The sequence below is a fragment of the Streptomyces sp. NPDC027189 genome (assembly GCF_055566975.1).
In genome coordinates this window covers 61,770-88,650 of the sequence record NZ_JBVHRI010000032.1, presented here as the reverse complement: position 1 = coordinate 88,650, position 26,881 = coordinate 61,770, and the positions used below count along the sequence as shown (strand labels likewise).

The window sequence follows — 26,881 nt, the reverse complement described above, 5'->3', positions numbered from 1 at the left end:
GGTCTTCATGCGCGGATCGCGGCAGGTGCGGCTGGACGTCACCGCCCTGCCGGTGCCATGCGACGGGGGGCAGGCTGAGGGCTGGCCGCCCGCGCGCACGGGCGCGACCTGACGTCGGCTTGTTCGACGGGGCGGGCTTTGCGGAATGAGCGCGACGTGTGTTTCGCGCCATGATCCGGGGTCCGAGCATGACGGTTCAGTCAGCCGGTGGCCGAGACGGGTCTCAGGGCTTGTTCGGTCCAGACGGTCTTGCCCCGTCGCGAGTAGCGGGTTCCCCACCGTTGGGTGAGCTGGGCCACCAGAAACAATCCTCGGCCGCCCTCATCCGTGCTGCGGGCGTGGCGCAGATGGGGTGAGGTGCTGCTGGCGTCGCCGACCTCGCAGATGAGGTGTTGCCGGTCAAGGATGAGCCGGAGCATTACGGGTGCGCGGGCGTACCGGTAGGCGTTGGTGACCAGCTCGCTGGCGATCAACTCGGTGGTGAAGGCCAGGTCATCCAGCTCCCACTCGGCCAGCTTGGCTGTGGTCAGATCCCTGGCCAGGGCGGCGGCGGTCGGTTCCGCAGGGAGTTGCCAAGTAGCGACATGGTCCGCGGGCAGCACCTTGGTACGGGCCATGAGCAGCGCGACGTCGTCGGCCGGGAGCTTGGGCAGCAAGGTGTCCACCACGGTCTGGCACGTGTGCTCCAGCGGGTCGGCGACGTGGCTGAGCACGTCGCACAGACGGGCCAGCTGCACGTCGATGTCGCCCTGCGGAGCCTGGAGAAGCCCGTTGGTGTAGAGCGTGAGCGTGCTGCCCTCGGCCAACTCGGATTCGCTCGCCTCGAAGGGCAGCCCGCCGAGGCCGAGCGGTGGACCCGCGGGCAGGTCGAGCACTCTTACCTGCCCGTCGGGGGTCGCCAGGACCGGCGGCAGGTGGCCGGCCCGCGCCATGGTGCACCGGCGGGAGATGGGATCGTAGACCGCGTACAGACAGCTGGCACCGACGATCTGCTCGCCTTGCGCGCGGTTGTCCGCCAGCTCCTGCTCCGAGGCCAGCAGGTCGACCAGGGCGTCGAGGCGGGACAGGACTTCGTCAGGTTCAAGATCGAGGGCCGCGAGGGTGTGCACGGCGGTGCGCAGTCGGCCCATCGTGGCCGCGGCGTGAATGCCGCGGCCCACCACGTCCCCCACGACCAGGGCTACACGTGTCCCGGACAGCGGGATCACGTCGAACCAGTCACCACCGAGACCGGAGTCGGCACTGGCGGGCAGATAGTGATGTGCGACCTCGACGGCCGGGTGCTCGGGCACGTCGGGCGGCAGCAGGCTTCGCTGCAGGGTGAGCGCGGTCTGCTGCTGCTGGGTGTAGCGGCGGGCGTTGTCGATGCAGACGGCGGCGCGGGAGGCGAACTCCTGGGCGAGTGTGAGGTCGTCCTCGTCGAACGGCTCGAGGCGCTGGTAGCGCCACATGCTGACCAGGCCCAGTACGAGCCCGCGTGCGGCCAACGGCACCACCATCAGGGCGCGGAGACCCAGCTCGCGGGCGCGTCTGGCCCGCTCAGGATCGAGGGAGTACCACTCGGGAATGAGGGAGAGGTCCGTTTCGAGTACCGGCCGCCGCCCGGCCAGGCACCTCGCTTGCGGCGAGTCCGGTGAGAAGGGGACCAGGTCACCCACCGCGTACATCACTTCTTCCACGATCCCCGGGACGCTCCGGACGGCCATCCGGCGGATCGGGCCGACTGTCGCCGGGGCGGGTTCTTCGCCGTGAACCACCGGCTCCAACAAGTCCACCGACAAGCAGTCGGCGAGACCCGGCACCGCCGCATCGGCCAGCTCGCGGGCTGTCCTGGCCACGTCCAGCGTCGTACCGATGCGTGCACTGGCTTCGTTGATCAGAGCCAGTCGTCGGCGCGCCTGGTAACGTTCGGTGACATCCTCGATGGTTTCCGCTACACCGAGGATCTCCCCGGAGGAGTTCTCGATCGGAAATGACGAGACGGATACCACCAGCTCGCGGCCGGGATACTTGCGCAGTCGACACGACTGCTCGGTGCCCACCAAGGGCTTGCCGGTCTCCAGTACCCGGCGCACGCGTTCTTCCGCGATGTGTGCGTCCGGGCCTGTCAGCAACTCGCCCGTGCGAAGACCCCGATGTTCCTCGGCCGACATCCCCGTGACCCGCTCAATCGCACGGTTGACCCGCAGAACTCTCAGATCGGGGCTGTGCAGGACAAGACCGATCGGCGAGCGCCGGAACAGCCCGTCCAGGACGGAGTGGTCCCGTTCCCAATCGACGACCTCCTCGGCGGGCGCACCGACGACAAACCACTCGCAGGTGGAGTCGCCCCGCAGCATCGGACGGGCCCGCACCCCCAGTTCCACCCAGTGGCCCGCACGGTGCCGCACGGGCAGCACCCCGAACCAGCTCTCGGCACGCGTACCCAGCGCGACTGCGTCTGCAAGGGCCGGAACGTCCGGAGGGTCGACCAGGAAATCGAAGACCGAACGGTGCATCGCCTCCCTCGCCGTATGACCGAGCAGTTCCTCGGCTCGCACGCTCCAGGCGACCACCCTCCCGCCCTGGTCCAGTGCGACCGCGGCGCCGCGGTTCGCAGCAAAAGGATCTCCCGGATTCTCGCTGAGCACCCTCGCCCGCCCGTCCACCGGCATCACCCTCACCTTCAGGCAACGGATTCCATCCCTCATTCCTCGGGGACCACCGCCGTAACCTCTGTCTACCGAGCCATTGACGGGCGATATCGATCAGAGCGGCCCTTCAGGAGTGGGACACGCTTTTCTGCCGGCCGGCTAAGCGTTCCATCAGGGTGCAACCAGCCGGGGCCAGGAAACGGCCTTATGTCATTTTAGGAGGAGTGCGCATTTTGTCTCACCTGGCGAGGGTCATCGGCGCCCCACTCTCGCAGGGCGATGGGCCCGGGCACGGCGTGCACCGACAACGACAACACACACGTCAAGCGTCCGCAGCGTGGCGCCGATGTCGGGCAGGTGATCGCGAGCAGCTGGCAGCGATCATCTTCGTAGTCGCCTCGGGACGCACTTGGCGGCGGCTCCCGACGGCGTTCGACCAGCTGCAGGCGCTTTGCTGTGCGGGCCCCCACAGTCAGCGCCGCGACGGTTGGCGCCCAGCTCTGCCGAACTGCGTCCGCCGCCGGCACTCCGGGGCCTGGGGACCATGTGTATTCATCCATGGCTGGAGGATGACTGCACCGGAGACTCGTCGGTCGCCGCCTCGTAAGTTCGTCGGCCCGTGCTTGCACTCCCGCGTGCCCGGGGCGTCCAGTGGTCCGCGGCCGTCGGCGCCGCGCACCGCTCCGATCCGGGAGTCCGCCGCGACCGGCGCCGCGCACGGGCGTGGCTGGTGGGGATACAAGGGTCCTATGTCGTATACGGGCGAATTTGCGTCGTACGCTGTGAAGTACAAGAAGGGGGCGGTGGGGCTCGCCGGAACCGCGACCGCAACGACTGGGTCGACAACAGTCCCTACCTGATACCTGCCACGCAGGCATCTCTACAGGTAGGAGAAGATCATGCCCCGGCCATCCCGCCCCCGCCGCAACCAGGACGTCATACCGGGAGCCCGCACGGCCACCCCTGGCGGCCGTTGCAACCCACGAGGGCGGCCCGCTGCGCCGCGCGGGACACCGTGGAACCCCTGGCCCAGCCCGCACAAGGGAGTGCTGCATGTCCGGCGGAGAGGGCCCCGAGGCCCAGCCCCGCGACGACCTGCCCCCAGCTGAGACCCTGCCGGTCGACCCTGACATCGCCGTCAGCGCCGAACCGCAGGCTCCACCCCAGGAGCCTTCCCCCAGCACCTGGCGGCCCCGGCAGGCGGACGTCCTGGCAGTCATCGCCCTGGGCGGCGGACTGGGCAGCGTTGCCCGCTATGGCATCGCACACGCCTGGCCGACCCCGAACCAGGGATTTCCCTGGGCAACGTTTGTCACCAACATCTCCGGAAGTCTCGCGCTGGGACTCCTCATGGTCTATGTCCTGGAGGTGTGGCCGCCCTCCCGCTACGTGCGCCCGTTCCTGGGTGTCGGCGTCCTCGGCGGCTACACGACCTTCTCCACCTATACCGTGGAGATACGCCACCTGCTCGCCACCACCCACTGGTCTATGGCAGACGCCTACGCCCTGACCAGCCTTGTCGCCGGAGTCGTAGCGGTCTGGACAGGCATCGCGGTGGCCCGCCGGGCCGCCGGGCTACCAGTGCGACGCGGACCCAGCCGCCGCGACCAGACACCCTCCGCGCCCCCGCCGGCACGGCTACCCGCCTCACCCGGCGGTCCGCCCCGTAAAGGAAGTTCGCGATGAACCCGCACTTTCCCCGGCGCCACCAGGCGGATGACGGCCTTCCCCCTCGCGCGCCACGCGCGCCCCTCAAAGGCCCGGGCTTGCGCATGACCGTCTACCTCGGTGAGTGGGACCAGTACCACCACAAGCCGGCCTACACCGAGATCGTCCACCGGGCGCACCGCGCCGGGCTCGCCGGCGCCAGCGTCTTCCGTGGCTTCGAGGGCTTTGGCGTCTCCTCGCTCGTGCACACCACCCGCCTGCTCGACCTCGCCGAAGACCTCCCCCTGACGGTCGTGGTCATCGACGAGGAGGACCGTGTGCGTGCCTTCCTCTCGGAGGTCCGTGACGTCGTCCCCCAGGCGCTGGTGACCCTGGACCCGGTGCAGGTGGTCGCCCACCACACCGGCGTGCCTCGTCCGCTCGCCGAGGGGGAGACGCGCTGATGCCCGTCCTCATGGTCTTCCTGGGCGGCATGATCGGCGCCCCGCTGCGGTATCTCACCGACAAGGCCGTCCAGGCTCGCCACGACAGCGTTTTTCCCCTCGGCACGCTTGCCGTCAACGCGGTCGGCTCGTTCATCCTCGGCGCACTGGCCGGAGCTGCGGCAGCCCACGGCCTGCCATCGTCCGTGATGCTGCTGCTCGGAACCGGCCTGTGCGGCGGACTGACCACCTTCAGCACTTTCTCCTTCGAGACCCTCCGCCTCCTTGAGGACGGTTCCCTCGCCGAAGCCGGACTCAATGCTCTGGGCAGCCTCCTGCTCGGCCTCGCCGCCGCAGCCGCCGGCTACGCCCTCCTGGCCTGGCTGTGACCCGCTCCGAGGGCATTGTGTGATCGGGATTCAGGGAGCATCCGACCAGGGAGGGCTGCTGTGGCGTTCCGCTTCGTGACCCTGAGGAACGGAAGAGAAAGGTAAGCAACCATGAGCGCATCCGCAGCCCCGTCCCCGTGGCCATACAGAAACTCGTGAACGGCGGCCACGCCGCACCGGACTCGTTCATCTGGCCGGGATGATGCCGGCCGCCCTGGCGTCGGTATGGATCGCGGCGACACCGACCCGCCGCGTCAACAGGTGGAGGCAGCAGCAATGAGACTGACTGGTACGGCATTGCGCGTGACGATCTTCATCAGCGAGAGCGACACCTGGCACCACAAGCCCCTCTTCACCGAGATCGTCCACCGGGCCCGCGCCACCGGGCTGGCCGGAGCCTCGGTCTTCCGAGGCGTCGAAGGCTACGGAGCCTCCTCGCTGATCCACACCCCCCGGCTGCTGGCCGTCAGCGAACACCTGCCGGTGACCGTCATCATCGTCGACACCGAAGACCTCATCCGCGCCTTCCTCCCACAACTGGACGAACTCATCAGCGAAGGCATGGTCATCCTCGACGAGGTCGAGGTCATCCGCTACGTCGCCCGGGACAAAGGAGCACCGTGAACTGGCCACTGGTGATCGTGGCCGCGGTACCGCTCATGCGGATACCCGGGGCCGAATCTAGACTGGCGAAGGCATAGAAGTCCCGAATTAGGGAGATGTGCACCGTGGCTAAGCGAGGAAACAAGCGACGCGGCCGTAAGAAGAAGAAGGCCAATCACGGCAAGCGTCCCAACGCCTGAGCCAACCGAGCAGACGGCCGAGGGGTCTCTGACTGGGCGCCTTTTCCAGAGTTGGGCAGGGAACATTCCAACCTGCGCGCACGGCTCCGGAGGGCCCTTCGGTCCCAGGGAAAGTGGCTGGTCAGTGCCTCGCTGCCGCTTCGTTGGGCCGGGCCTGGTTGCGTCCTGGGAAGTGGTGTACGGGTTCGACCTGATCTGGGGTTTTGCTCCGGCATCGGGATGATGCCCGCATAGATGAACGGCCACCGGCTGATCTTCGAGGTGTCGAAGCTCGAAGGAGATCAGCACGATGACCGCACCCGACAGTGTGCCCCTGCACGTCCTGGCCGAAGACAACCTCGCCGCGGCGAGTCCGGACATGCTGCGCGCGATGGTCAAGACGTTCGCCGACGCGCTCATGTCTGCGGAGGCCGATGCCCTCTGCAATCGTGGGTGCGCACGATCATGGAGTCCACGGCGACGACCCGGTCGAGGTCGCCCTGGGCGTCTGCCTGCGCGAGCAGATCGGTGAAGATCCGTTCCTACGTGCCGTCGATCGCCCGCACCCGCAACCACCGCCCCGTGCTCACCGACAAGAATCCGCCGAAAAGGCCCTGAGTGCGGCCCAGCCTGCGGTGCCGGGATGCCTCGGGGTTGCCGGTGTCGGCCGCCTGGAGAACTCCCGTCACCACAGGTCACAGGGCACGTCTTCGTCATCAAGGCACCCGCAGACGTCACCGATCCCTGGACGCAGCTTCAAATCTTGAGCACAAATTACACACATCCCTCTCTTCAGACGGGCCCCGATGGTCTAGATTGACCGTGCTTCGCATGCTGGGACACGAGGCGACAAATCATGATCTATAGGTCAGACGCTGCGGGCAGCCAGCAGCTGCGTCTCCGGGGCCAGACGTGTGGGTGATCAATTCTTGAGCCCGAGAGGGACCTTTGGGTGCGGGGAGCACCCGAGGTTTCGACGGGTTCCCGTGCACCTCGAGAGTCTGGCAGTTCAAGTAGCGCTGAAATAGCCGCGATGTCATGCGCGAGGGGCGAGGGCCTCCTGGGGGGAGGAACAGCGCAGCGCGGGGGGCGGGGTCCTCCCGAGGGGGAGGAACTGTGCGGGGGGCGGGGGCCTCCCGGGGGGAGGAACAGTGTTGGGCGACCACGTCGTACCAATGGGGACCGGGGGGGTTCTGTGCGGCAGGGGGGATTAGTCGGCCCTTTTCCGTCGGCGCGCGGGCGTCTGGCGAACGGGGCGATCAGCCAGCCGGCGAACGACTGGGAGCAGCGGTACCGCCGTACCGTGATCATCAGCGATACCGTGGCCACCGCCTTGGTGGTGGCGGCGATCGGCAACTTCTTCGGGGCCCGGGACGCGGCCAACTGGCACGAGAAGTGGGGAATTCTCGCGTTCGGCACCGAGCTGCTGGTGCTGGGAGCGCTTGCGGTGAGCCGGTCGTGGGCTCCGGCCGTGCTCGGCCAGGGCGCCGAGGAATTCCGCCGGCTCGGACGCTCACTGTTCACGGCGACCGTCGTACTGGCGCTCGGCGGGATCGCTCTCACCTCGCGCAACATCAAGCTCTGGATCTTCGTCGCGATCCCCGCGATCGCGCTCGTCACCATGACTGCGCGGTATCTGCTGCGCCTCTCGCTGCACAAACGGCGGAAGGAAGGGCGGTGCCTGAGACCGGTGCTCGCTGCCGGGAGCCCGGCCACCGTGCACGACCTGATCAGCCGAACCCGCAAGTTCCCGCACCTCGGATGGCGGGTGGACGGAGTGTGCACGACGGACGGTCTCGAACTCGACGGTGACCAACTGGGCGGAGTGCCGGTCATCGGCCGGCTGACGGACGTCGCCAAGCACGTCGAGCACGGCGGCTACCGTGTCGTCGCGGTCACACCGGACCCGCACTGGACACCGGACCGGCTGCAGCGGCTGGCCTGGAACCTCGAGGGCAGCGATGCCGAGATGGTCGTGGCCCCCGTGCTGATGGAGGTGGCCGGCCCGCGGCTGCACGTCGACGCGGTGCTCGGGATACCGCTGCTGCGGGTCAGCATGCCGACCTTCACCGGGGGGCGCCGGGCGATCAAAGGGGTCGTCGATCGAGTGGGCGCAGCGGTCCTGCTGGTGCTGTTCGCGCCGCTGATGGTGCTCGTCGGGCTGCTCGTGCTGGTGGACAGCCGGGGCGGGGCGTTCTACCGCCAGCGCAGGGTCGGCAAGGACGGGCGCGAGTTCACCATCCTCAAGTTCCGCACCATGGTCGCCGGGGCCCACGGGGCACGGGCCGAGCTGGCCGACCGCAACGAGGGTGCAGGGCTGCTGTTCAAGCTCCACCGGGATCCGCGGGTGACCCGGGTGGGAGCAGTGCTGCGCCGGTACTCGATCGACGAGCTCCCGCAGCTTTTCAACGTGCTCACCGGATCGATGTCGCTCGTCGGTCCGCGGCCTCCGTTGCCGGAGGAGTCCGCTGCGTACGGCCCGGACATCCGGCGGCGGCTGCTGGTCAAGCCCGGACTCACCGGCCTGTGGCAGATCAGCGGACGCAGCGACCTGCCGTGGGAGGAGGCGGTCCGCCTCGACCTGCGGTACGTGGAGGACTGGTCGCTCGCCCTGGACACAGTGATCTTGTGGAAGACGCTGCGTGCGGTGCTCCATGGCCAGGGGGCCTACTGATGCGCGGGGGTCGTCGTCCGGACGACGTGCGGACCGCAGGCCACGAGGGCCTGCCTGGGGGGAGGAACGGTTCATGAGAATCAGCGTTTTCGGGCTCGGCTACGTGGGCTGCGTGTCGGCCGCGTGCCTGGCCAGCCTGGGTCACGAGGTCATCGGGGTGGACGTGAACCAGGTGAAGGTCGACCTGGTCAACGACGGCAAGGCCCCGGTGGTCGAGGAGCGGATCGGCGAGCTCATCGCCGAGGTCGTGCGAACCGGAGCGTTGCGCGCCACCGGCGACGTCCGTGAGGCGATCATGGGCAGCGAGGTGTCGCTGGTCTGCGTGGGCACCCCGTCGGAGCCCAACGGCAGCCTGTGCACCACGTACTTGGAGCGGGTCACCGAGCAGATCGGCGCCGCGCTGGCCGAGCGGGGCGGACGGCAGACCGTCGTGTTCCGCAGCACCATGCTCCCGGGCACCTGCCTGAACCTGCTGGTACCGATCCTGGAGAAGAACGTCGGCGGCACGGCCGGGGTGGACTTCGGGGTCGCGGTCAACCCGGAGTTCCTGCGCGAGGGCACGAGCGTGCGGGACTTCTTCGATCCGCCGAAGACCGTCATCGGCGAGCTCGACCCGGCAAGCGGCGAGGCGGTGGCGGCGCTGTACGACGGCCTGCCCGGCGAGGTGTTCCGGGTGCCGGTCCCGACGGCCGAGGCGATCAAGTACGCGGACAACGCCTTCCACGGCCTCAAGATCGGCTTCGCGAACGAGCTGGGCGCGGTGTGCCAGGCGCTCGGGGTGGACTCGCACCAGGTGATGGATGTGTTCCTTGCCGACCGCAAGCTGAACATCAGCCCCGCCTACCTGCGACCCGGCTTCGCCTTCGGCGGCTCCTGCCTGCCCAAGGACCTGCGCAGCCTGGTCCATGCGGCGCAGCGGGCCGACGTCTCGGTGCCCATCCTCGCCCACGTGCTGCCCTCCAACTCCGACCATCTGCAGCGCGCGGTGGACCTGGTCGAGCGCACCGGCAAGCGCCGGGTGGGCCTGTTCGGGTTGTCCTTCAAACCCGGCACCGACGATCTCCGCGAGAGCCCGCTCGTCGAGCTGGCGGAAAGGCTCTTCGGCAAGGGGTTCGACCTGAAGATCTACGACGCCAACGTGAGCCTCTCCCGGCTGATCGGCGCGAACCGCGAGTACATCGAGACCCGGCTGCCGCACCTCGCGCAGCTGCTCGCGGACTCCGTCGACGAGGTGCTCGAGCACGCCGAGGTGTGCCTGGTCGGGACCAGGGATCCGGCCGTGCTTTCAGCGCTGCGCCATGGCGAAGGACCGGTGATCGTCGACCTCATCCGCCTTCCCGACGCCGAGACGCGCCGGACCGAACCGGGGTACATAGGCCTTGCTTGGTAACGCAATCAGCGGCGACGGGTCGAACCGACGCGCGCTGATCCTGGTGGAGAACCTGTCGGTGCCGTTCGACCGACGGGTGTGGCAGGAGTGCACGACGCTGCGCGACGCGGGCTGGACGGTGCACGTCATCTGTCCCCGGGGGGAGAAGCGGGACACGGAACCGGAGGCGTTGATCGACGGGGTGCGGATCCACCGCTACCCGTTGCGCGCGGCCACCGGAGGACCGGCCGGCTACCTGCGGGAGTACGGATCGGCGTTGTGGCACACGGCCCGGCTGGCCCGCAAGGTCGGCCCGGTCGACGTGGTCCACGCCTGCAACCCGCCGGACCTGCTGTTCCTGCCGGCACTGTGGCTGAAGCGGCGCGGCGCGCGGTTCGTCTTCGACCAGCACGACCTGGTACCCGAGCTGTACCTCTCCCGGTTCGGCCGCGGTGAAGACCGGCTCTACCGCGCCGTGTGCACGCTGGAACGGCTGACCTACCGGGCCGCTGACGTCGTGCTCGCCACGAACGAGAGCTACCGGGACGTCGCGGTGCGCCGTGGCGGTCGGCGGCCGGAGGACGTTTTCGTGGTGCGCAGTGCGCCCGCGATAGAGCGGTTCCAACCGGTGTCGCCCGAGCCGGAGTTGAAGCGCGGCAAGCCTCATCTGCTGTGCTACCTCGGCGTCATGGGCCCTCAGGACGGCGTCGACTACGCCCTGCGCGCCCTCGCGAAGCTGCGCGACGAGTTCGGGCGGACCGACTGGCATGCGGTGTTCGTCGGCTCCGGTGACGCCTTCGACGCGATGGTGGAGCTGTCCCGGCAGCTCGGGCTCACGGAGCAGGTGCAGTTCACCGGCCGCATTCCGGACGCCGACCTGGTGCGCTACCTGTCCACCGCGGACGTGTGCCTCTCTCCCGACCCGCGCAATCCGCTCAACGACGTGTCGACCATGAACAAGGTCCTGGAGTACATGGCCATGGGTCGGCCGATCGTCTCGTTCGACCTGAAGGAGGCGCGCGTCTCCGCCGGTGACGCCGCCGTCTACGCGCCCGCCAACGACGAGGCCCAATTCGCCAAGCTCATCACGGTGTTGCTGGACGATCCCGAGAAGCGGGCCCGGATGGGCAAGATCGGCCAGGAGCGGATTGGCGGGCAGCTCTCCTGGCCTAACTCGCAGGCGTCGCTGCTCGCCGCCTACGCCGCCGCGTGCCGTGACCGCACTGCGGTGTCGGCGGGCGGTCCGGTGCGCACAAGGAAGAGGCAGCGCAGTTGAACGAAGACACCATCCGCCTCGTCACGATCGGGCGGATACTCCGTCGGCGGTGGCGGCTTCTCGCCGTCCTCGCCGTGGTGGGCGCACTCGTCGGCTACGGCACCTCGGTGCTGGTGTTCCCGCCGCGATACACCGCGTCGGCACCGGTACTGCTGCCAGGGGTGTGGGAGGAGCGCGAGCTGCTCACCCAGGTGGACATCGCCACCAGTTCGGCAGTGGTCGACCGCGCGGCCGCCGCTCTCCACTGGTCCGGCGTCAGCGATACCGAGCTGCGGGACAACGTGAGCGCCAAGGCCGCCGACGGGAACATCATCACGATCTCCGGTACGGCCGACACCCCGAAGCGCGCGCAGCAGCTCTCCGACCAGGTGGCCCAGCAGTTCGTGCAGTTCGCCGCGCAGATCGCGGGCAGCGGCACCGACGCCGGAGCGACTACGGAGACCAAGGCGCTGCGGAAGAAGGTGGCGGAGACCAACCGCCGCATCACCGACCTGGCCAAGGCGGCCGATCCGGGACAGACCGTGGAGAGCGTGCAGGCCCGCACCGCGCTCGAGAACCTGCGCACCTCGCTGGGGGAGGCCATGAAGAAGCTGGGCGAGGCCGACCCGGCGACCAACAAGGCAGGCATGGTCGTCATGGGCCCGGCCGCCCGGCCGACCGGCGAGGCGCCGCCGACGAGGATGCAGCTCATCGTCGCCGGGGCGCTGCTGTTCTTCCTGCTCGCGGTCATCGGCCATCTCGTCGCCGCACGGATGAATCGCCGACTGCGCACCGAACCGGAGATCGCCGCGGCGCTGGGCTCGACGATCCTCGGCACCGTCGACGTGCCCGGTGAACGGCGCGCGCAGCGGCCGGAAGGCGGGGGCCCACGAGCCCGGATCCGCCGACTCCTCGGCGTCGACACGCGGTGGGACATACCGGCCCCGCAGAAGTCCGGCGACGAGGCCGGCAGACGGCTCCGCTACCGGCGGGTGTGCGCTCGCCTCCGGGATCAGCTGCCGGCTCCCCGGCGGCTGCTGGTCGTCGTACCGGACGGCGACGAGATCGCCCGCCGGGCCGCCGGGCAGCTCGTCGCCGAGGCCAAGGGTGATCCGCTGCTGCGGGTGGTGGAGGTGTCGGTGGACCGGCCGATGGTGCCGGACCGCGACACCGAGTCCGGCGCCCTGGTGGTCCTCAGCGCGAGCAGCTGGACAGCGGAGGAGCTCACCGGCATCGCCGAGGCGTGCGCGGACGGCAGGCACGAGGTCGTCGGCGTCGTCGTCGCCGGCACGGTCCAGTCCCGCCCCACGCGGTCTGCCGGCGAACTTCCGGACGACGCCACTCTGGCGCTTGCGGTGCCCGGCCACGCGACGGGAGGTTCAGCGTGACGACGAGCACGACTTCGGAGTCGTCGGCTGCCGCTCCGCTCCTCGACCTGCAGGCGCTGGTGGTGGCGGTGCGCAGGCGCCGCCGCCTGTGGTGCGCCATGGCGCTCCTCGGCCTGCTGGTCGGCGCGGCGGTGGCGGTCCTGATGCCGTCGCCGCCGAGCGCGGTGACCAAGGTGCTGGTCGCGCATGAGGAGGACCAGCCGAACGACACCGGAACGCTGATCCGCACCGACGTCGCGCTGCTGCAGACCACGCGGGTCGCCGGCATGGCCCTGCAGTCCCTCAAGTCCCCGGAAAAACCTGAGGACTTCATGCGGGACTACCGGGGTACCGGGCTGACCAACAACCTGCTGCAGATCGATGTGACCGGTGACAGCGACGCGGAAGCCGTGGCCCGGGCCAAGGCGCTGGCCGATGCGTTCGTCGCGGACCACGTGACGCGGATGCAGGAAGCCGCGAAGGCCGAGGCCAAGGCCCTGCTCGACCAGCGTGACCGCACGCGGGACGAGCTCGCCCAGGTCAACAAGGAGATCGGAGACCGATCGCCGGACAGCGACCCGACAGCGTCGGCGAGCATCGAGTCGCTCTTCGCCCGCCGGGCCGAACTCAACTCGCGGATCGCCGATTTCGACCAGCGCGCCGCGGAGGCACGCACCGGCACACCCAAGGTCATCGCCGGCACGCAGATCGTGGACGCCGCGCGCGCGGTGCGACACTCCCTGCCCAAGGCCGCTGTGACCGACGCCGCGATCGGGCTCGTCCTCGGGCTCGTCGTCGGGCTCGCGCTGGCCGCGGTCGGTGTGGTGGTGGCGGACCGCCCCGTATTGCGCCGGGACATCGCGGCGAACCTGGGCGCCTCGGTCATCGCGGAGCTGCCCCGCCGGAAGGGCTGGCTGTGGCAGCGCCGACGGACCCGGGCGGCACGCGAACGGCTCATCGGGACCCTCGCCCGCACCGTGCGCGGCTCCGCGGAACCGGTGTCGCTGCTGGAACTGGGCTGTGCGCGCAGCACGAGCGTGATCGCCTTGGACCTCGCCAGGGCACTGGCGGCGGACGGGCCAGTGGTCATCATCGATGGTCTGCCCAGATCGCAACTCGCAGGCCGCCGCCCCAAGCCGGGAGACCCGACCGTGGTCAGCGGCGAGCGTGCCGAGGCCATGTCGCATCAGGAGCGCAGGGTCGGCGTCGGCTCGGTCGCGCCCGGCACGGCGTGGACCGACCTCCAGTACCTCGGCACCCAGACCGCGCTCGTCGTGCGTGCCGGGCACGGCAGCGCCGCATGGCTGCACACCGTGGCGCGGCAGCTCGCGGACCAGCGCATTCCGGTGATCGGTGTGGTGCTGATCGACCCCGATCCGCGTGACCGGACCGACGGCACGCTCTGGGACGGGCTGCACACCGCGCTGCGTGGCCGGAACGAGCGTTCGGCCGCGCAGAACGGGACGGGACGGCGGCGTGCGGAACGGCAGCCGATGTGGGCCGCACGGGTCCCGGACAGCAACGAGGAGGTGCGGTAGGACATGTGTGGCATCGCAGGCACTTATCGATGGCCGGACGGGAAGGTCGTGACCGACCGGCTCACCGATACCCTCGTCCACCGCGGCCCGGACGGGGCGGGCCGCTACGGCCACCCCGTCGGCGACGGCGAAGTGCAGCTCGGGCACCGCCGGCTGGCCATCATCGACCTGTCCGAGACCGGCGCCCAGCCGATGGTCTCGGACGGCCTCGCCCTGACGTACAACGGCGAGCTGTACAACGCGCCCGAGCTGCGTGCCGAACTGGCAGCCGCCGGGGTGCGCTTCCGTGGTACCTCCGACACCGAGGTGCTCCTCGAGGCCTGGCGGCGCTGGGGCACGGACTGCCTGCCCCGGCTGCGCGGCATGTTCGCGTTCGGGATCTTCGACGAACGAACCGGCGAACTGGTGCTGGCCCGCGACCAGTTGGGCATCAAGCCGCTGTTCCTGCTCCGGCGCGGCGAGGGCCTGGTGTTCGCCTCCGAGCTCAAGGCGCTCGCCGCCGCGACCGGCGGGTCGCTGGAGGTGGACCATGCGGCGCTGGTGGCCTCGCTGCTGTACTACTGGGTGCCGGACTCGCGGTGCGCGTTCCGCGAAGCGGAGAAATTGCCGCCGGGGAGCTGGCTGAGGTGCCGGCCCGACGGCCGGGTGGAGCGCGGCCGGTTCTGGCACCTGAAGGACGTCGCCGCAGAGGGCCGGGAGCGGGCCCGGGCCGGCGAGCAGCCCGACATAGCCGCCATCGTCGAGGAATCGACTCGGCGCCACCTGCTCTCCGACGTACCCGTGGCGACCTTCCTCTCCGGCGGCCTCGACTCCAGCTACCTGACCGCGCTGGCGGCCCGCGACCAGCCCGGGATCTCCGCTTACACGATCGGGTTCCGCGCTGAGGACGCCAAGTTCGAGGCGATGCCGGACGACCTGCGCTATGCCAGGCAGGTGGCCGAGCGGTTCGGCGTCGACCTGCACGAGATCGAGATCGCTCCGAACGTGCTCGACCTGTTGCCGCAGATGACGTACCACCTGGACGAGCCGATCGGCGACCCCGCCGCGATCAACACGTTCCTGATCTGCTCGGCCGCCCGGGAGGCCGGGGTCAAGGTGATGCTCTCGGGGATGGGCGCCGACGAGCTGTTCGCCGGGTACCGCAAGCACCTGGCCAACCTGCTCGCGCTGCGCTACCAGCGCGTCCCGCGGCCACTGCGCCGCGGGGTGTCCGGGGTGGTGGACCGGCTGCCGGTCGCCACGTCCCGCCGGGGGTACCGGTCGGTGCGCTTCGCGAAGCGGTTCCTCTCCTTCGCCGACCTGCCGGAGGAGACCGCGTTCCGGCGCAGCTACACCATGTACGACCAGGACGAGCTGCTCGCCCTGGTCGATCCGGACCTGGCCGGGACGGTCGAGGACGTGCTGACCGAGCATGCGGACATCTACCAGGACAACGACCTCGACGACTTCGTCAACCGCATGTGCCTGGGCGACGCCCGGATGTTCCTGCCGGGCCTGAACCTCGCGTACACGGACCGGTCGAGCATGGCCGCCTCGACCGAGGTGCGGGTGCCGTACGTGGACGTCGAGGTGGTCAAGGCGGCGTTCGCCGTGCCCGGCGATCGCAAGATCGTCGGACGGCAGGGCAAGGCAGTCCTCAAGGAGGCGGCCACCTCGATTCTGCCCCGGGAGATCGTGTACCGGCCCAAGGGCCTGTTCAGCGCCCCGCTGCGGGCCTGGATGAGCCGGGATCTGGCACCGCTGGTGCGCGAGGTGGTCAACGACGGCGTGCTCGTCAATTCCGGGTTCCTGCGCCGCGACGCGCTGGCGCGCATGGTCGCCGAGGACGCCGCCGGGCAGCGGGACTTCTCCAAGCATCTGTGGCATGTGCTGACCCTCGAGTACTGGTATCGCGACGCGACCTCCGGGTCCGGCCAGAACTCCCCCGTGACGGCGTAGAAACAAGAGGACTTCGGTGAAACAGGTCGTACAGAACTACAAGAGCGGCGAGCTGGCGGTGCTCGACGTTCCGGTGCCGGGGTGCAAGCCGGGCGGTGTGCTGGTCCGCAGCGCCTACTCGCTGATATCCACCGGGACCGAGCTCATGAAGGTGTCCGAGGCCGGCATGTCGATGCTGGGCAAGGCCCGCTCCCGGCCGGACCAGGTGGCCAAGGTCATGCAGAGCGTGGCCACCAACGGGGTGCCCGCCACCTACCGCAAGGTGATGGGCAAGCTGGACTCCTACACGCCGCTGGGCTACTCGCTGTGCGGGGTGGTCGAGCAGGTCGGCGCCGGCATCGACGACGTGAAGGTCGGCGACCTCGTGGCCTGCGCCGGCAATGAGCACGCGTTGCACGCCGAGCTGAACTGGGTGCCGAAGAACCTCTACGCCCCGGTGCCGGACGGCCTCGCACCGCGGCACGCGGCCTTCGGCACCGTCGGGTCGATCGCGCTGCAGGGCGTCCGCCAAGGCGAGCCGCAGCTCGGCGAAGTGGCACTGGTCATCGGCCTCGGGCTGATCGGGCAGCTGGTGGTGCAGCTCCTCGCCGCCTCGGGAGTCCGCGTCGTCGGGGTCGACCCCGACCCGGTGCGCTGCGAGCTCGCCGAGCGCCTGGGCGCCGCGGCCTGCGGCGATCCCGCGTCCGCGGCCGTGGAGGCTTCCGTCGCCGAACTCACCGGCGGCCACGGCGTGGACCAGGTGTACCTGGCAGCCGGCGGCGGCAGCAACCAACCCGTCGAGCTGGCCGCCCGGCTCTGCCGGGACCGCGGCCGGGTCGTCGACATCGGCAAGTGCCGCCTGGACCTGCCGTGGAACGCGTACTACGAGAAGGAACTCGACGTCCGGTTCTCCCGCAGTTACGGCCCCGGGCGCTACGACCCGGAGTACGAGCTCGAGGGGCGCGACTACCCGATCGGCTACGTGCGCTGGACCGAGCGCCGCAACCTGGCGTGCTTCCTCGATCTCCTCGCCCGCGGCAGCGTCGACGTGGAACCCCTGATCTCCCACGTCGCCGACTTCGATGACGCCGTCGAGACGTACCAGCGCCTGAAGGACGGCGACCTGAAGGCCGTGGCCGTGCTGTTCCGGTACCCCGAACGCGCGGGGGAAGCGGAGGAAGCGGGGGCCCCGGCGGTGGCCGTGCCCGCGGTGAAGCGACGCAGCGGCGGAGTGTCCACCCCGGCCCGGGCCGCCAAGACGCCGGTACGTCTTGCGTTCGTCGGCGCGGGCAACTACGCGACGTCGATGCTGCTGCCGCACCTGGCACAGCGCGACGGCGTGAAGTTGTCGACCGTCGTCACCACAACGGCGCTGTCCGCGGCCAACGCGCAGCGGAAGTTCGGCTTCGACGAGGCGACCACCGATCTCGACGCCGTGCTCGGCGACAAGTCCATCGACGCGGTGTTCGTCGTCACCCGGCACAGCTCGCACGCCGAACTGACCCGAAGAGCGCTGCTGGCCGGCAAGACCGTGTTCGTGGAGAAGCCGTTGGCGCTCACCGAGGACGAGCTGGCCGGCGTACTCGCGGCGGTGGAGGAGTCCGGCAACGACCGGCTGCAGGTGGGCTTCAACCGCCGGTTCGCGCCGCTGCTGCAGGAGGCCAGGAAGCGGTTCGGCGCCCGGACCGGTCCGGCGAACCTCCGCTACCTGGTCAACGCGGGCCGACTCCAGCACGGCAGCTGGTACCTCCAACAGGGCACCGAGGGCTCACGGTTCGCCGGCGAGGGCGGACACTTCATCGACACGGCGAGCTGGCTGCTCGAGGCAGACCCGGTCTCGGTGTACGCGGTCGCCGCGTCCGGCAACGAGGACCTGCAGGTCGTGCTGCGCTACCCGGACGGGTCCACCGCCACCATCAGCTACGTCACCACCGGCGCGCCCGGCTTCCCCAAGGAGACGCTGGACCTGGTCGCGGACGGCAAGGTGCTGCGGCTCGACGACTTCGTCCGTGCCTCGGTGTACGGCCGCAAGAAGTGGGTCAGTTCGCGGCTGCCCAAGGCCCGGGACAAGGGCCAGTCCGCCGAGCTGGCCGCGTTCATCAAGGCCGTGCGGACCGGCGGGCCGATGCCGGTGCCGCTGGAGTCGCTGGTCGCCACCACGGCGGCCACCCTCGCCGTGCAGGCCGGACTGGCCGGCGGCGCGCCGGTGACGTTGGAGCGGGCACGATGACCATGAGCGCGGGCTGGTACCTGCGACGCCTTTCCCGGATGGGGCCGCGGGAGGTCGGCGGCCGGGTGGGCGACGCGGTGCGCAGGCGGCGGTGGCGGTCGGCGCGGCCCGACTGCCCGAGCGTGACCGGCGCCCGGTTCACCGCGGTCCTGCCCGCAGGGACGATTGCCGCCATACATCCCGACGCCGCGAAACGCCTCATCGCCGAGGCGGACCGGCTGATGTACGGGCACGTCGAGTATTTCGGGGTGGTCCGCGACGACCTGGCCGACCCGGACTGGTGGTGCGACCCGAAGACCGGGCGCCGGGCTCCGTGGGGCTACGCCTTCGACGTGCCGTACCGGAACGAGGACGCGGTCGGGGACATCAAGCAGATCTGGGAGCTGTCCCGGCACCAGTACCTCACCGTGCTCGCCGCCGCCTACGCGATCACCGGAGACGAGCGGTACGCCGAGCGCGTGGCCGAGCACCTGCGGTCGTGGTGGGCGGCCAACCCACCGCTGCGCGGCGTCCATTGGATCAGCGGCATCGAACTGGGTATCCGGCTGCTGTCCTGGGTGTGGATCCGTCGGCTGCTCGACGACTGGCCGGGCGCGGCAGGGCTGTTCGAGGACAACCCGGTGGCGCTGAACCAGATCTGGCACCACCAGCGCTGGCTGGCCGCCTTCCCCAGCCGGGGGTCTTCGGCGAACAACCACGTCATCGCCGAGGCCGCCGGGCAGTTCGCCGCAGCGTGCGCGTTCGGGTGGTTCCCCTCCTCGGCGCGCTGGCGAGCTGACGCGCTGCGGTCGCTGGAGCGGCACCTGCGAAGCAACACCTACGCCTCCGGCCTCAACCGCGAGCTGGCCACCGAGTATCACGGACTGGTGCTGGAGCTCGGCCTGGCCGCGGTGGCCGAGGCGGATGCCGCCGGAGTGCCGGTCCCCGCGTCCGTCCGGCTGGTGCTGCTGCGCATGACCGACGCCCTCGCGGCCATCGTGGACAGCCGGCTCCGGCCGCCGCGCCAGGGGGACGCGGACGACGGGCACGGTCTGATCGTGGACGGCGCGGGCACCGACCGCTGGGCCTCGCTGCTGGCCACCGGGGACGCCGTGTTCGGCCGGCTCGCCTGGTGGCCGGCGGTGACCGGCACGGATGTGCGCACCCCGCTGCTGGCCGCGCTCATCAAACCCACTGAACCGTCTGTGACCCGCCCCGCAAGCCGACCGGCTCACTTCGCCGACGCGGGGCTCACCATCCTGCGCGGCCTGGAAGAGATCTGGTGCCGCTGCGACGGTGGTCCGCACGGCTTCCTGTCCATCGCCGCGCATGCCCACGCGGACGCGCTGTCCGTGGAGGTCCGGCACGACGGGGTCGATGTGCTCGCCGACCCGGGGACGTACTGCTACCACGGGCAGCCCGAGTGGCGGCAGTACTTCCGGTCGACCCTCGGCCACAACACCCTGCAGCTGGACGGCGGTGACCAGTCCGTCTCCGGCGGCCCGTTCCTGTGGACCCGGCATGCCCGCAGCCGTGTCCTGGCCGCGGACACATCCGGCGAGGGGGTGGCCCGCTGGTGTGCCGAGCACGACGGCTACCAGGGCTCCGTGCACCGCCGCCGGGTGGAGCTGACGGCCGCGAGCCAGGAGCTGAGGGTGGTGGACGAGGTGCGCGGCCCGCGCCGGGCCGTGCACCTGGCGTTCCACCTCGGCCCGACGATCGCCGCGGACCTGGTGGACAACCGGGCACAGCTCACCTGGACCCGGGAGGGCGAGGACCGCTCCGCCGTGCTCGACCTGCCCGGGCAGCTGTCCTGGCAGGCGCATCGCGGCGAGACCGACCCGCCGCTCGGCTGGTACTCCGCCGGATTCGGGCGCAAGGAACCCACCACCACGCTGGTCGGCACCGGCTTCGCCGACGGCGCGGAGGGCTTCACCACCGTGCTCAGGTTCCACGGCTAGGGGGGCGCGTGGGGATCAAGATGCGGCACTGGGAGTTGGCGGCGGCACCGCTGGCGCTGGCCCTGCTGGCGACCGGCTGTGTGAGCACGTCGGGCGCCGGGGCGGACCCGAAGGCCGCGCCGTCCACGTCCACGTCCGCGGCCGTGTCCGTGGCCCGGGTGTGCGCCAAGCCCACGGCCGGGCCGGCGAAGGCGCCGGCGGGCGCGGTGACCGTCGACCCCGCGGTGGTCGGTGACCTGGCAGCAAAGACCAAGAGCAACCCCCCGAACACCACGTTCTGGCTTCGACCGGGCAAGCACAGGCTCGACCCGGACCGCTACGCCCAGGTCATCCCCAAGGAGGGGGACCGCTACCTCGGTGCGCCGGGCGCGGTGTTCGACGGCCGGAAGAAGAACCAGTACGCGTTCGGCGGCAGCGCCCGCAACGTCACCATCCGCTACCTGACCGTGCAAGGTTTCGTGGCGCCGCCGGACGAGGGCGTGGTCAACCATGACTCGGCCGACGGGTGGGTGATCGAGCACGCGACGATCCAGTACAACTCCGGTGCCGGGCTGATGGCCGGTGCCCGCCAGCGGGTGCGCGCCAGCTGCCTGCGCAGCAACGGGCAGTACGGCATGAACGCGTATAAGGACGGCGGTCCCATCCGCGGCCTGGTGGTCGAGGGCAACGAGATCGTGGGCAACAACACCGGCGACTGGGAGCGGCGCAAGCCGGGCTGTGGCTGCACCGGAGGCGTGAAGTTCTGGGCCGTCAACGGCGCCGACGTACGCGGCAATTGGGTGCACGACAACCGTGGAGCCGGGTTGTGGGCGGACACCAACAACAACGACTTCCGCATCGAGGACAACGTGCTCGAGGCCAACGACGGTGCCGCGCTGATCTACGAGACCAGCTACAACGCGGTCATCCGGAACAACACGATCCGGCGGAACAACTGGGTCGAGGGCCGCAAGTACGCCGACAGCGGCGACAACTTCCCGTACGCGACCGTCTACCTGTCCGAGTCCGGCGGCGAACCACGGATCAAAGCCCGCACCGACAAGATCGAGATCTACCGGAACGTGCTGGAGAACAACTGGTCCGGGATCACCCTGTGGGAAAACGCCGACCGGTTCTGCAACAGCCCGGCCAACACCTCGTCCGGTGACTGCACCTTGCTGGTCCGGGACACCCACCGCTGCGCGAAGCCGGCGATCGCCAAGGCACCGCTCTACGCCGACTGCCGGTGGAAGACCCAGCGGGTGGACATCCACGACAACCGCTTCGTGCTGGACAAGTCCGTCGTCAAGTGCACGGTGAAGTGCGACCGCATGGCGGTGCTGGCCAACTACGGCACCTATCCGGACTGGTCGCCGTACAAGGGCGAGCGGGTGGCCGAGGCGATCACCAGCAAGCAGCACAACCGTTGGCACGACAACGTCTACGTCGGACCATGGAAGTTCGTCGCCTACGACCCGAGCCGGGTGCTCGACGTCGTGCAGTGGCAGGGCACGCCGTACCAGCAGGACGCGGGCAGCACCTTCCGCGCACGGGACGGTGGTTGAGATGGAGGCGGACCACACGCCGAAGATCGTCGGGACAGTCTGGGGGCTGCTGGTCCTCAACACGCTCGGCTCCGCCGGGGCGAAGACCATCATCCCGCTGCCCCGCTCCCTCATCCAGATGGCCACCATGGGCGCATTGGTCGCCGCGTTCGCGCTGGCGCTCGCGGTCAATCTCCGGCTGCGCATCCGAGCCAGTGCGTACGTCTTCCTGCTCACCCTGCTACTGGTGACGAGCATGATCTCCAGCGCGCATCTGGAGTCCGGGTTCGGCGCGCTGTTCCGGTGCTTTAGGCTGGCTCTCTTCGTCGGCACGCTGTGGCTGCTCAGCCGCTGGTGGGACGGCAGCCTGACGTTCGTCCGGCACCACATCCGGATGTACTTCGCGGTGCTCGGGTCGGTGGCCGCCGGCCTGGTCGTCTCACCTGGCGCGGCGCTGCCCGACCTCTACGGCGGGCGACTGGTGGGCGCGTTGTGGCCGCTCACCCCGCCGCAGATCGGCCAGTACGCCGCGGTGATCATCGGGCTCACCGTGCTGCTCGTACTGGGCCGCCGCACCGACAGGACCAGCGCGGTGGTGGTCATCGTGCCGTCACTCGTCCTGCTCGCGCTGACCCATACCCGGACGGCCACGCTCGGCCTGTTCATCGGGCTGGCGTTGGCGATCGGCTCGCTCCTCCTCACGAGCGCCGCGGCCCGCCGCTTCTTCACCTGGGCGGTGCTGTGCGCCACGGTGGCCGCGGTGGCGCTCGGCTCCGTGCTCCAGGCGTGGTTCCTGCGCGGACAGAGCAAGGAGAACTTCTCCAGCCTCACCGGTCGGGCCAAGGTCTGGGACGCCTTGCTGGCTGCGCCCCGGACGACCGGGGAGAAGTTGTTCGGCGTGGGCCTGGGCGACAAGTCGTTCGGCGGGCTGCCGATCGACAACAGTTGGCTGGCTGTCTACAACGAGCAGGGCCTGGTCGGCGTCACCCTTGTCGCGGCGATCATCATCGTGCTGGGCGGCGTCGCGTTGCTGCGGCCACCGTCGCTGCAGAGGGCCTGCGCGATCTTTCTGATCAGCTACTGCGCGATCGCGTCGTACACCGAGGCGGGTCTTGGCGACGCCTCGCCGTATCTGCTGCATCTGGCCCTGGCCGCCTCTCTGTTGGCGGCACCTGCCGAGGCCGCTCCTCTCGCGACGCCCGAAGTCCCTCGACGACACATCCCGCGCTGGGCCCAGAGATCGGAGGTGGGGTGAGCATGCACATCCTCGTGGTGCACAACCGCTACGGCTCGGCGCAGCCGAGCGGGGAGAACAAGGTCGTCGACCAGGAGGTGGAGCTGCTGCGCGCGGCCGGCCACCGGGTCGAGGTGTTCGAGCGGCGCAGCGACGACATCGCCGCCCGGTCCCTCCTCGGCAAGGCCGCGGTGCCGCTGCTCGTGCCGTGGAACCCGGCGGTCCGCACGGAGCTCGCCGCCCGGCTGCGCACCGAGCGGCCGGACGTCGTCCACGTCCACAACGTCTTCCCGCTCCTGTCGCCCGCGGTGCTTGCCGCCTGCGCCGACGCTGGCGTGCCCGCCGTCGCCACGCTGCACAACTACACCCAGGTCTGCCCTCCCGGCACGCTGCAGCGGGACGGCCGGCCGTGCACCGAGTGCGTCGGCTCTGCACCACTGCCCGCCGTCCGGCACGGCTGCTACCGGAACTCCCGCCTTGCGACGGTGCCACTCGCGGTCAGCCTGTCGGTCAACCGGCGGCGGTGGTGGTCCGGCGTGGAGCGGTTCTTCTGCATCTCCGCGGCGCAGCGCGACGTCCTGGTGCGGGCCGGCATGCCGGCCGAGCGGCTGGCGGTGAAGCACAACTTCGTGCCCGACCCGGGCACTTGCCGAGAAGGCGGGGGAGAGCATCTGCTCTATCTCGGCCGGCTCGCGGAGGCCAAGGGCGTACGGCTGCTCATGGCCGCGTGGGACGAGATCGCAGCGAGCGGCGGTGTGGGCGTACCGCTCGTGATCGCCGGCGCGGGGCCGCTGGAGCGAGAGGTGACCGCCTGGGCGGCGGGCCGGGACGACGTGCGCTACGTCGGCCTGTTGGACCCGGCGGAGTGCCGGAAGGCCGTCGCGCGATCGGTCGCCGTGGTGGCTCCCTCGACGTGGCTGGAGGCGTTCGGCCTGGTGGTCGTGGAGGGGATGGCGGCCGGGGTGCCGGTCGTCGCCGCCGGTCACGGCGCCTTCGTCGAACTCGTCGAGGACGGCGTGACCGGGCTGCTGCACCAGCCGGGGGAGCCCGCCTCACTCGCGGCCTGCATACGCCGGATCGCGGCCGAGCCGGCCCGCAACCGGGAGATGGGCCAAGCGGCCCGGCTCCGTTACGAACAGGGTTTCAGCCCGGCCGTCGGGCTGGAGCGCCTGGTGGAGGAGTACCGCACCGCGATCGCGGGTCGGTCAGCACTGACTCGCGGCGGGGACACCCGCGCGAGCAGGGGGATGGGGACAGTAGATGACACGATGCCGACTCTGCGGCTCGGAAGCGATGGCGAGCGTCGTCGACCTCGGGGCGACGCCACCGTGTGAGAGCTTTCTCGCCGCGGACCAACTGGACCAGCCGGAGCCCGCGTACCCGCTGCACCTGCGGGTCTGCACCGACTGCTGGCTGGCGCAGATCCCTCCGCTGATCACGCCGGAGGAGACGTTCAAGGAGTACGCGTACTTCTCCTCGTACTCGACCTCCTGGGTGGAGCACGCGCGCACGTTCGTCGCCGACGCCGTACAGCGCCTTGGCCTCGGCCCCGACGCCTTCGTGGTCGAGGTCGCGAGCAACGACGGGTACCTGCTCAGGCACGTGGTGGACCGCGGGATCCGCTGCCTCGGCATCGAGCCGTCCGTGAACGTCGGCGCTGCGGCGCGGGAGGCGGGTGTGCCCACGCTCACGGAGTTCCTGGCCCCGGACACCGGCGCCGCCGTCCGCGAAGAGCACGGCCCGGCAAACCTGGTCGTGGCCAACAACGTGTACGCGCACATCCCCGACGTGGTCGGGTTCACCCGGGGGCTGCGCGCCCTGGTCGCCGACGACGGCTGGGTCTCCATCGAGGTGCAGCACCTGCTGACCCTGATCGAGGAGAACCAGTACGACACGATCTACCACGAGCACTTCCAGTACTACACGGTCGCGTCCGCGATCCGGGCCCTTGCGAGCGGCGGACTCGCCCTCGTAGACGTTGAGTTGCTGCCCACGCACGGCGGCTCCATCCGGTTGTGGGCCCGGCCGACCGAGGTGGCCGGCGAGCCGACCCAACGGGTGGCCGACGTGCTGGCCCGGGAGAAGGCCGCCGGGCTGCAGGAGCTGTCCGGGTACACCGAGTTCTCCGCTCGCGTGGCCAAGGTGCGCTGGGACCTCCTGCGGTTCCTCATCGAGGCGGCCGAGCGCGGCGAGACGGTCGTCGGCTACGGCGCCCCGGGCAAGGGCAACACCCTGCTCAACCACTGCGGCATCCGGCCCGACCTGCTCCCGTACACGGTCGACCGCAACCCCTACAAGCACGGCAGGTTCACCCCGGGCACCCGCATCCCGATCCTGCCGCCCGAGCAGATAGCCGCCGACAAGCCGGACTACGTCCTCGTCCTCCCGTGGAACCTGCGGGCCGAGCTGGTCGAGCAGCTGTCCTTCGTGCACGACTGGGGCGGCGGCCTTGTCTTTCCCATCCCGGAACTGAGCATTGTCGAGGTCAAGTCGTGAAGGTCGTTCTGTTCTGCGGCGGTTACGGGATGCGGATGCGCAACGGCGCCTCCGACGACGTGCCCAAGCCGATGGCGATGGTCGGGCCGCGACCGCTGATCTGGCATGTCATGCGCTACTACGCGCACTTCGGGCACACGGAGTTCATCCTGTGCCTCGGGTACGGGGCGCACCACATCAAGGACTTCTTCCTCAACTACGAGGAGACGACGTCCAACGACTTCGTGCTGCGGGGCGGGCGGACCGAGCTGCTGTCCACCGACATCGCGGACTGGACGATCACGTTCGCGCAGACCGGCATCGAGTCACCGATCGGGGAGCGGCTGCGCCGGGTGCGGCACCACCTGGACGGCGACGAGATGTTCCTCGCCAACTACGCCGACGTGCTCACCGATGCCCCGCTGCCGCAGATGATCGAGAACTTCGCCCGGCGCGACGCCGGTGCGTCGATGATGGTGGTACCGCCGCAGTCCTCGTTCCACTGCGTGGACCTGGGCGAGGACGGCCTGGTGGGTGGCATCACCGCGGTGAGCGATATGCCGCTGTGGGAGAACGGCGGCTACTTCGTGCTCCGCCAGGAGGTCTTCGACCACATACCGGAGAACGGGGACCTGGTCGCCGACGGCTGCGCCCAACTGGCCAAGCAGGGACGGCTGGTGGCGCATCAGCACCGCGGCTTCTGGAAGCCGACCGACACCGTGAAGGAGCGGGCCGCGCTCGACGACGCCTACGCCCGGGGCGACCGCCCGTGGGCCGTGTGGGAACACGACGGCGCGAGTGCCGGAGCGAGAGCGTGATCCGGCTCGGGGCCGGGCGCCTGGACCGGATCGTCGCGGTAGGGGCGCACTGCGACGACATCGCCATCGGCGCCGGCGGCACGCTGCTGACGATGTGCCTCGCGCATCCGGGCACCCGCGTCGACGCGCTGGTGCTCTCCGGCGGTGGCAGCGAGCGGGAGCAGGAGGAGCGGGCCGCGCTCGCCGCCTTCTGCCCGGGCGCCGACCTGCGGCTGACCGTGCTCAAGCTGCCGGACGGCCGGATGCCCGTGCACTGGGACGAGGCCAAGGCCGCGGTCGAGGAGCTGCGCGGACAGACCGAGCCGGATCTCGTCCTTGCCCCGCGTGCCGATGACGCGCACCAGGATCACCGCGGCCTGGCGAAGCTGATACCCACCGCGTTCCGCGACCACATGGTCCTCGGCTACGAGATCGTCAAGTGGGACGGCGATCTCGGCCGACCGGCGGCGTACCAGCCGCTGTCGCCGGAGATCGCCGAACTGAAGGTGCGGCTGCTGCAGGAGCACTACCCCTCGCAGCGGCACCGGCCCTGGTACGACCGGGAGGCATTCCTCGGCCTTGCCCGGATCCGCGGTATCGAATGCCACGCGCGCTACGCCGAGGCGTTCGCCGTCACCAAACTCACGCTCAATCTGGGGGACTGAACC

The 26,881-nt window shown here is 70.1% G+C and carries 20 protein-coding genes and 1 pseudogene; 20 read left to right on the top strand and 1 reads right to left on the bottom strand.

Annotation, left to right across the window (positions count from 1 at the left end; genetic code table 11):
• Positions 1-200: 200 nt before the first annotated feature.
• A complete protein-coding gene (locus ACZ4RZ_RS43430) occupies positions 201-2,654 on the bottom strand; it encodes a SpoIIE family protein phosphatase (RefSeq protein WP_467753079.1) in 2,454 nt (817 codons plus the stop codon).
• Between the two features lie 1,032 nt (positions 2,655-3,686).
• Here ACZ4RZ_RS43430 and crcB (ACZ4RZ_RS43425) point away from each other — a divergent pair.
• The 20 genes and pseudogenes from crcB (ACZ4RZ_RS43425) (at position 3,687) to ACZ4RZ_RS43330 (ending at position 26,878) form a co-directional block, all read left to right on the top strand.
• Positions 3,687-4,319 (top strand): fluoride efflux transporter CrcB, encoded by a 633-nt coding sequence (crcB, locus tag ACZ4RZ_RS43425; RefSeq protein ID WP_467753078.1) that lies wholly within the window; start codon positions 3,687-3,689, stop codon positions 4,317-4,319.
• An 86-nt stretch (positions 4,320-4,405) separates the two neighbouring features.
• Positions 4,406-4,744, top strand: a complete 339-nt coding sequence (locus ACZ4RZ_RS43420) for a DUF190 domain-containing protein (protein ID WP_467753077.1) — start codon at positions 4,406-4,408, stop codon at positions 4,742-4,744.
• Positions 4,744-5,112, top strand: coding sequence for a fluoride efflux transporter CrcB (gene crcB, locus ACZ4RZ_RS43415; protein ID WP_467753076.1), 369 nt, complete (start codon positions 4,744-4,746; stop codon positions 5,110-5,112). The genes ACZ4RZ_RS43420 and crcB (ACZ4RZ_RS43415) overlap by 1 nt, the downstream gene beginning before the upstream one ends.
• A gap of 276 nt (positions 5,113-5,388) precedes the next feature.
• Entirely contained in the window at positions 5,389-5,736 is a 348-nt protein-coding gene (locus ACZ4RZ_RS43410) for a DUF190 domain-containing protein (RefSeq protein ID WP_467753075.1), read from the top strand.
• A 95-nt stretch (positions 5,737-5,831) separates the two neighbouring features.
• Positions 5,832-5,915, top strand: coding sequence for a 50S ribosomal protein bL37 (locus tag ACZ4RZ_RS43405; protein WP_372496954.1), 84 nt, complete (start codon positions 5,832-5,834; stop codon positions 5,913-5,915).
• A 289-nt stretch (positions 5,916-6,204) separates the two neighbouring features.
• Positions 6,205-6,342 (top strand): annotated as a pseudogene (locus ACZ4RZ_RS43400) (IS256 family transposase); the annotation flags it as partial.
• 747 nt (positions 6,343-7,089) lie between these two features.
• A complete protein-coding gene (locus ACZ4RZ_RS43395; protein ID WP_467753074.1) occupies positions 7,090-8,568 on the top strand; it encodes a sugar transferase in 1,479 nt (492 codons plus the stop codon).
• Between the two features lie 73 nt (positions 8,569-8,641).
• Positions 8,642-9,958: a nucleotide sugar dehydrogenase gene (locus ACZ4RZ_RS43390; protein ID WP_467753073.1), complete on the top strand. Its 1,317-nt coding sequence runs from the start codon at positions 8,642-8,644 to the stop codon at positions 9,956-9,958.
• Positions 9,948-11,213, top strand: coding sequence for a glycosyltransferase family 4 protein (locus ACZ4RZ_RS43385; RefSeq protein WP_467753072.1), 1,266 nt, complete (start codon positions 9,948-9,950; stop codon positions 11,211-11,213). Before ACZ4RZ_RS43390 ends, ACZ4RZ_RS43385 begins: the two co-directional genes overlap by 11 nt.
• Entirely contained in the window at positions 11,210-12,580 is a 1,371-nt protein-coding gene (locus ACZ4RZ_RS43380; protein ID WP_467753071.1) for a Wzz/FepE/Etk N-terminal domain-containing protein, read from the top strand. Before ACZ4RZ_RS43385 ends, ACZ4RZ_RS43380 begins: the two co-directional genes overlap by 4 nt.
• The gene (locus tag ACZ4RZ_RS43375) at positions 12,577-14,097 is read left to right on the top strand and encodes a Wzz/FepE/Etk N-terminal domain-containing protein (RefSeq protein WP_467753070.1); all 1,521 of its coding nucleotides are present in this window, start codon (positions 12,577-12,579) and stop codon (positions 14,095-14,097) included. Before ACZ4RZ_RS43380 ends, ACZ4RZ_RS43375 begins: the two co-directional genes overlap by 4 nt.
• Positions 14,098-14,100: 3 nt before the next feature.
• Complete coding sequence (asnB, locus tag ACZ4RZ_RS43370; RefSeq protein WP_467753069.1) at positions 14,101-16,035, top strand: asparagine synthase (glutamine-hydrolyzing); 1,935 nt, start codon at positions 14,101-14,103, stop codon at positions 16,033-16,035.
• A gap of 16 nt (positions 16,036-16,051) precedes the next feature.
• Positions 16,052-18,244, top strand: a complete 2,193-nt coding sequence (locus ACZ4RZ_RS43365) for a bi-domain-containing oxidoreductase (RefSeq protein WP_467753068.1) — start codon at positions 16,052-16,054, stop codon at positions 18,242-18,244.
• Positions 18,241-20,184 (top strand): heparinase II/III family protein, encoded by a 1,944-nt coding sequence (locus ACZ4RZ_RS43360; protein WP_467753067.1) that lies wholly within the window; start codon positions 18,241-18,243, stop codon positions 20,182-20,184. The genes ACZ4RZ_RS43365 and ACZ4RZ_RS43360 overlap by 4 nt, the downstream gene beginning before the upstream one ends.
• An 8-nt stretch (positions 20,185-20,192) precedes the next feature.
• Positions 20,193-21,728, top strand: coding sequence for a right-handed parallel beta-helix repeat-containing protein (locus ACZ4RZ_RS43355; RefSeq protein ID WP_467753066.1), 1,536 nt, complete (start codon positions 20,193-20,195; stop codon positions 21,726-21,728).
• A 1-nt stretch (position 21,729) separates the two neighbouring features.
• Entirely contained in the window at positions 21,730-22,962 is a 1,233-nt protein-coding gene (locus tag ACZ4RZ_RS43350) for an O-antigen ligase family protein (RefSeq protein ID WP_467753065.1), read from the top strand.
• 2 nt (positions 22,963-22,964) lie between these two features.
• A complete protein-coding gene (locus tag ACZ4RZ_RS43345) occupies positions 22,965-24,275 on the top strand; it encodes a glycosyltransferase (protein ID WP_467753064.1) in 1,311 nt (436 codons plus the stop codon).
• On the top strand, positions 24,202-25,437 hold the full coding sequence (locus ACZ4RZ_RS43340; protein WP_467753063.1) for a class I SAM-dependent methyltransferase: 1,236 nt from the start codon (positions 24,202-24,204) through the stop codon (positions 25,435-25,437). Before ACZ4RZ_RS43345 ends, ACZ4RZ_RS43340 begins: the two co-directional genes overlap by 74 nt.
• A complete protein-coding gene (locus ACZ4RZ_RS43335) occupies positions 25,434-26,234 on the top strand; it encodes a glycosyltransferase family protein (protein WP_467753062.1) in 801 nt (266 codons plus the stop codon). The genes ACZ4RZ_RS43340 and ACZ4RZ_RS43335 overlap by 4 nt, the downstream gene beginning before the upstream one ends.
• Positions 26,231-26,878 (top strand): PIG-L deacetylase family protein, encoded by a 648-nt coding sequence (locus tag ACZ4RZ_RS43330; protein WP_467753061.1) that lies wholly within the window; start codon positions 26,231-26,233, stop codon positions 26,876-26,878. The genes ACZ4RZ_RS43335 and ACZ4RZ_RS43330 overlap by 4 nt, the downstream gene beginning before the upstream one ends.
• Positions 26,879-26,881: the final 3 nt, after the last annotated feature.

Coding starts and splice junctions, on each gene's coding strand:
- ACZ4RZ_RS43430 (WP_467753079.1), bottom strand. CDS start 2,654: ATGCCGGTGGACGGGCGGGCGAGGGTGCTCAGCGAGAATCCGGGAGAT.
- crcB (WP_467753078.1), top strand. CDS start 3,687: ATGTCCGGCGGAGAGGGCCCCGAGGCCCAGCCCCGCGACGACCTGCCC.
- ACZ4RZ_RS43420 (WP_467753077.1), top strand. CDS start 4,406: ATGACCGTCTACCTCGGTGAGTGGGACCAGTACCACCACAAGCCGGCC.
- crcB (WP_467753076.1), top strand. CDS start 4,744: ATGCCCGTCCTCATGGTCTTCCTGGGCGGCATGATCGGCGCCCCGCTG.
- ACZ4RZ_RS43410 (WP_467753075.1), top strand. CDS start 5,389: ATGAGACTGACTGGTACGGCATTGCGCGTGACGATCTTCATCAGCGAG.
- ACZ4RZ_RS43405 (WP_372496954.1), top strand. CDS start 5,832: ATGTGCACCGTGGCTAAGCGAGGAAACAAGCGACGCGGCCGTAAGAAG.
- ACZ4RZ_RS43390 (WP_467753073.1), top strand. CDS start 8,642: ATGAGAATCAGCGTTTTCGGGCTCGGCTACGTGGGCTGCGTGTCGGCC.
- asnB (WP_467753069.1), top strand. CDS start 14,101: ATGTGTGGCATCGCAGGCACTTATCGATGGCCGGACGGGAAGGTCGTG.
- ACZ4RZ_RS43360 (WP_467753067.1), top strand. CDS start 18,241: ATGACCATGAGCGCGGGCTGGTACCTGCGACGCCTTTCCCGGATGGGG.
- ACZ4RZ_RS43350 (WP_467753065.1), top strand. CDS start 21,730: ATGGAGGCGGACCACACGCCGAAGATCGTCGGGACAGTCTGGGGGCTG.
- ACZ4RZ_RS43345 (WP_467753064.1), top strand. CDS start 22,965: ATGCACATCCTCGTGGTGCACAACCGCTACGGCTCGGCGCAGCCGAGC.
- ACZ4RZ_RS43340 (WP_467753063.1), top strand. CDS start 24,202: ATGACACGATGCCGACTCTGCGGCTCGGAAGCGATGGCGAGCGTCGTC.